Origin of the sequence: Veillonella sp. CAG:933 (genome assembly GCF_000431435.1) — a bacterium.
In the GTDB taxonomy this organism is placed as follows: Bacteria; Bacillota; Negativicutes; order Veillonellales; family Veillonellaceae; genus Veillonella_A.
Map to the genome: position 1 here is coordinate 1 of NZ_HF986220.1, position 5,849 is coordinate 5,849.

A 5,849-nucleotide genomic window follows, 5' to 3' on the forward strand; every position below is an offset into this window, starting at 1 on the left:
GTCCGGGGTTCGAATCCCCGCACGCTCACTGTGAATATAACGCAAACTTAATGGGAATTAGGTATTGCGTTTTTATTTTCTTATGCGGATGTGGCGGAATTGGCAGACGCGCTAGACTTAGGATCTAGTGTCCCCGACGTGCAGGTTCAAGTCCTGTCATCCGCATTTTTATGCAAAACCTCGGAATAATAATTTCTGAGGTTTTTTGCGTTGACGAGCTTATAAAAAATATAGTATGATTACTAAAAATAGTAGAGAACGAAAGAATTGATAAAGGAGAGATATATGCAGAGAACGAAAAAGATAACCGCATTTGTACTTGCGATTGCTCTTTGCGTGGGGATGCTGCCGACACTTGGGGTGAATGCAAAAGCCGCGGACACGGGTAAACATCTGGACGTATTATTTACACATGATACGCATTCACATCTGAACAGTTTTTCTACGATCGTTGATGGAAAACAAGAAGAGGTCGGAGGATTTGCAAGGCTCAAGACTTTAATTGACGAGCAGAAAGAAAAAAACCCGGATACGCTCTATCTGGATGGTGGAGATTTTTCTATGGGAACGTTGATCCAGACGGTGTATGAGACAGAGGCGGCAGAGCTTCGTATGCTAGGCTATCTTGGATGTGATGTGACGACCTGGGGAAATCATGAGTTTGACTATCGTTCCAGTGGACTTGCTAATATGCTGAATACTGCAAAGGCTTCCGGTGAAAATGTTCCGTCACTGGTCGTTTGTAATGTGGACTGGAGCGCTATGGAGAAAGCGGGCTTAACGGAAGGACAGCAGCAGATTAAAGATGCATTTGAGAACTACGGTGTGAAAGATTATGTAGTTGTACAGAAAGGTGATGTCAAAATAGCAGTTTTTGGTGTATTTGGTAAAGATTCGCTGGATTGCGCGCCAACATGCGAACTGCTTTTTGAAGATCCGATCGAGGCTTCTAAGAAGACGGTGGAAGAGATTAAGAAAAATGAGGACGTGGATATGATTGCCTGCGTATCTCATAGTGGTACCGTGGAAGATGAAGATAAATCTGAAGATGAGATTCTTGCGAAAAATGTGCCGGATATAGATTTGATTATCAGCGGACACACACATACACAATTAGATGAGCCGATTCGGCACGGAGATACTTATATTGTTTCCTGTGGAGAATATGGAAGAAATCTTGGAACGATTTCTATGACGCAGAAAGATGATGGACGCTGGGATGTGGATACTTACGAGTTGATTCCGGTTACGGATGAGATAAAGGCGGATGCTGCAACACAGGAGCGGATTGATAAGCTGATGGAGACGGTTGATACGAATTATCTGTCACATTTTGGATATACAAAAGATCAGATTCTTGCGGAAAATGATATTGAATTCAGCAGTGTGGACGATATGTATAATAAGCATGAGGAGTTGAATCTCGGAGACATCATGTCTGATGCATATGTGTATGCGGTGGAAAATTCTGAGTACTACGACGGTGATCCGGTCGATGTGGCGGTTGTTCCGAGCGGAACAGTACGTGATACTTATACAAAAGGGGATGTCACGGTCGAACAGGTCTACAATTCATTTTCACTTGGAATTGGGAAGGATGGGCTGGCGGGTTATCCGCTGATCAGCGCTTATCTGACAGGAAAAGAATTGAAACTTGTGGCGGAAATTGATGCGTCTGTTTCAGATTTTATGACGATTGCCAGACTTTATTGTAGTGGTCTTAACTTTACATACAATCCGCATCGCATGATACTTAATAAAGTGACAGATTGCTATCTGATGAAAGCGCAGGGGGAAGGAAACAGAGAAGAGATAGAAGATGACAAGCTGTATCATGTGGTGACAGACCTATATACAGGGCAGATGCTCGGTGCTGTCATGGACACATCTTATGGACTGCTGTCTATTACGCCGAAGGACAAAGATGGAAATCCAATCGAAAACCTGGAAGATCAGGCAATTATGGAAGGCAATCAGGAGCTGAAAGCATGGGCTGCCATTGCCAGATATATGGAGTCCTTTGATGATACAGATGGTGATGGTATTGCAAATGTGTCGGAATATTATAATGAAAAACACGACCGCAAGGTTGTGGAAGACAGCTGGAATATGATTGATCTTGTAAAACACCCGAATAAATTTTCGGCTATCATAGCGGGCATTTTTGTACTTGTAATTGTGCTGATTATTTTGCTCATATTGCTGATTAGAAGAATTGTGCGGAAGATAAAAACTAATTGAATGAAATAGATTTAAATGATATACTAAACTAAGAACAACCGTGTTACAGGGTGGTAATTCCATGATTACTTAAACTAATGAAGTCAACCCCTTGTGGCGGTTGTTCTTTTCTATTTTTAATATAGCATATATTGAAATTAGTTTCAAGAAGTTTATAAAAGATACAGTTTTGAATCTTATCTTACTATAATTTTCCTGACCACACAGCTTACTACTCCTGCAATGCACAGCGGCAGTAGTGTGGCTTTCAGACCACCGTAAATAGACAGTCCTCCTTGTACACCGGTAAGCCAGCTTGGAGAACTTGGAATCAGGTGACTGAACATGGCGGCCAGATAGGAACCGGCGTAAATGATAACAAAGGACAAAAGCCCGCGTCCGGTATCCAGACGATTGTTGTGTCTGCTTCTGGCGCGTGTACGGCTGGCAGCCCAGAAGAAGTTGAGCAGTTCATAACCGACCAGCACAGCTCCGACAGCCAGGTATGCGATCAGTGTGGTATCTTTCGTCTGTCCGAGTAACAGGATTTTTCCATAAGAACCGGCGTTACTTAAAAATGCTTTCAACAATATCAGGATGATGAGAGCGATTAAAATCAGTGTGGCTGCCCGGAGAATGGTTCCAACTAATTTTTTAGTCGCGTTAATGCCGGTCTTAGCAATATTTGCAACCGGTTTTCCTACATTGGGCAGTCCGAGACGCTTTTTCTTCTTGGATTTTTTGTAATCCGGATCCTGTTTGCCGTTGCGCTTTTTCTTTTTTGAATCTCTGCCGTTGCTGTTATAGTCATCATCATCATAATAATTGTCATCATAATCGTCGTCATCATCATCATAATCATCATAATAGTCGGTGTCGCCATCATAACCGTCATAATCGTCGTAATCATCGTTATTATCAGAACTATCTTCACTCAAATAGCTCCCAAGATCCTCCAGATCTTCATATACAACTTCGAAATCATCATCGAAGTAATTGTCAAATTCATTTGTCTGTTTCTTTTTGTTTCCCATAATCACTTATACCTCCCTGTGAGCAACTCATATTTTATAATGAATGCAAAAGGGACTCAAGAGATGTCACACAATCTTCACGAAACCGTAAGAAAATCTTCAGAAATGTGGAAAATGAGTGAGGACAGGGCATTGATTTTGGAAAAATTGTGTTATAATATGAATACCTGTGGATAAGTGTAATATGTATGCACTCAAGAAGGTGGAATCTTACGGATTTAAAAGTAGTAGGTTGAATTGGAGGTAATGGTATGGAATATGAAGGTAGAATTTGTCGTGCGCCAATGGAACGTGCATCTTACATGCTGCCGGTCATGGTCGGCTGCTCTTATAATAAATGTAAATTCTGTAATCTGTTCAGAGATTTAAAATATCGTGAGCTGCCGCTTGAGCAGGTCGAAGAGGAACTGCAACGAGTGAAGAATCTGGGAGGAAATCCAAGAAAGATATTTCTTGGAGATGGTAATGCATTTGGACTGAAAATGGACCGACTGCGTGCGATACTTGATTTGATCGATAAATATTTTCCGGATTGTCAGATGATCAACATGGATGCGACTGTAACAAGTATCCGGCTGAAAAGTGATGAGGAACTTCAGGAATTATATGACCGCAAGGTGAGACATTTATATCTGGGGATTGAAAGTGGTCTGGATGATGTGTTGAAGTTTATGAGAAAAGAGCATACCCAGGATCAGGCGTATAAAGAAATCGCAAGAATCCAAAGAGTCGGATTGATTTTTGATGCACATGTTATGTCTGGTGTTGCCGGTAAAGGCAGAGGTCAGGAAAATGCAATTGCTCTGGCAGAGTTCCTGAACAAGACGCAGCCGGATCGTATTGTTAACTTCTCTTTATTTCTTCATAATCAGGTTGCACTTTATGAAGATATCAAATCCGGAGCATTTATTCCGGCAGATGAAGTGGAAAATATGGAAGAAGAGCGTACATTGATTGGGCTTCTGAAAGAAGGGCCGGACGGACATCAAATGCTTTATGATGGATTTAATGACTTCCTGGAACTTCGTGTGAAAGGAAAAGTTCCGAAAGATGCACCACGTATGATCGAGAAGCTGACAGAGGCAATTGAAAAATATAAAGATGAGCCGCCGATTTATGCCTATGTAAGAGGTGACTGTCCGGATCTGTCTATGTGTGACGGTGGGCGTTGGCTGTGGGAGATGGATGACAGTAAGCTGGCACAGTATAATGAAAAGGAAAAGAAACTGAGCTGATGAATACAAGAGTAAAAGGATTCATATATTTATTGCTGTCCGCAGTCTACTTTGGTTTTATGCCATTGCTTGTGAAAGTGATCTGCGCGGATGGAAGCACGATAGTGGGAGCATTATTTTTAAGGTTTGCCCTGGCAATCATTCCGCTGTACATTTACCTGAAAGTGCGGAAAGTTCCGATGGGGGTATCTATGGAGGACGAAAAAAAGATTTTGTGTGTGACGGTGTTTGGCTATGGCATCACAGCGCTTCTTTTGTATAGTGCGTACGATTATATGCCGTCAGGTATGGCTACGGTCATTCATTTTGGATATCCGGTTTTTGTGTTGCTTGGCAGTCTGATATTCCTACGAAGACGTGTGCCTAAGCTGAAAATGGTGTGTGTTGGTCTGTGCATGATCGGTATTTTCCTGTCCTATGCAGGAAGCGGCGGTGAGGCAAAGCCGATGGGATTTGTTTTTGCGCTTATATCCGGAATGACGTATGCATTTTACATATTATATCTGGAAGTGGGCGGGCTGCAGGATATCCCTGCTATGAAGATGATATTTTATATGAATATTGTTGGCTCCATTATGGTATTTTTGATTGGAAAAGTATCGGGAAGTTTTGTACTTCATATGAATGTAAACGCATGGATCGCAGCATTTGTTCTGTCCCTTGGCGCAGCATTTATCGGAGTGGGATTTTTTCAGTATGGCGTACAGTATGTGGGGGCCCAGGATGCGGCAATTTTAAGTACATTTGAACCGGTGACCAGTATGATCGTGGGGATTTTAGTCCTGCATGAGAGTGCAAGCCTTTCGTCGATGGCAGGCTGTATACTGATTCTTATATCCGTGACGGCAACTGCGTTCGCTAAGTCATGATAGATTTTTTGAATAGTGATAGAGAAAAAAGAACGAAAAGTATTAGAATAAGCATGCTTTTCGCTCTTTTTTTGTTGGCAGCGTTTGCTATTAAGGGAAAAATGTGGATTTATTTAAACTTCTTCCTCTGCCCGTTTTACGACTTCGTCGATGTCCAGTGACAGGCTTCCGTCCTGGAACTGGAAGCAAGGAACGCCGACCCAGTGGTTTTCCTTTACTTCATCAAAGATCGGGTTTGTGTCGCGGAGCGTGAGGAAACGTTTCAGATATCCGATATTGTCGGAAAATTCCATATACAGATATTGGATTCCTTTTTCTTTTAAAATTTCTTCTGCCTCGACGCAGTCCGGGCATGCTTTTGTTCCATACATTACAACTTTCATGTGTAACTCCTTTCTTTTTTTATATTTTTTCCTGTCTGCTATACGGGTTTGCAAAATATTCAAGTCGAACATCCGTGAGACTTGGCGCGTGATTCTGGTCAGCAAAGC

General features: G+C 42.0%; 5 protein-coding genes and 1 tRNA gene. 4 read left to right on the forward strand and 2 right to left on the reverse strand.

The annotated features are described in order from the left end of the window. The first annotated feature begins 84 nt into the window (after positions 1-84). Together QZL64_RS10425 and QZL64_RS10430 are read left to right on the forward strand one after the other, a co-directional pair. Positions 85-165: transfer RNA gene (locus QZL64_RS10425), tRNA-Leu, on the forward strand. A 120-nt stretch (positions 166-285) separates the two neighbouring features. Continuing rightward, positions 286-2,241, forward strand: a complete 1,956-nt coding sequence (locus QZL64_RS10430) for a bifunctional metallophosphatase/5'-nucleotidase (protein ID WP_021841938.1) — start codon at positions 286-288, stop codon at positions 2,239-2,241. Between the two features lie 176 nt (positions 2,242-2,417). On the opposite strand, the gene QZL64_RS10435 is transcribed toward QZL64_RS10430, so the two are convergent. Further along, on the reverse strand, positions 2,418-3,254 hold the full coding sequence (locus QZL64_RS10435) for a hypothetical protein (RefSeq protein WP_021841939.1): 837 nt from the start codon (positions 3,252-3,254) through the stop codon (positions 2,418-2,420). Between the two features lie 251 nt (positions 3,255-3,505). On the opposite strand from QZL64_RS10435, the gene QZL64_RS10440 reads away from it, so the two are divergent. Both QZL64_RS10440 and QZL64_RS10445 read left to right on the forward strand, forming a co-directional pair. Then, positions 3,506-4,489, forward strand: a complete 984-nt coding sequence (locus tag QZL64_RS10440) for a radical SAM protein (RefSeq protein ID WP_021841940.1) — start codon at positions 3,506-3,508, stop codon at positions 4,487-4,489. Continuing rightward, positions 4,489-5,358: a DMT family transporter gene (locus QZL64_RS10445; RefSeq protein ID WP_021841941.1), complete on the forward strand. Its 870-nt coding sequence runs from the start codon at positions 4,489-4,491 to the stop codon at positions 5,356-5,358. The genes QZL64_RS10440 and QZL64_RS10445 overlap by 1 nt, the downstream gene beginning before the upstream one ends. 113 nt (positions 5,359-5,471) lie before the next feature. Here the strand turns inward: QZL64_RS10445 and QZL64_RS10450 are convergent. Continuing rightward, positions 5,472-5,849 (reverse strand): glutaredoxin domain-containing protein (locus QZL64_RS10450; RefSeq protein ID WP_296309553.1); only part of this gene is annotated, 378 nt, incomplete at its 5' end.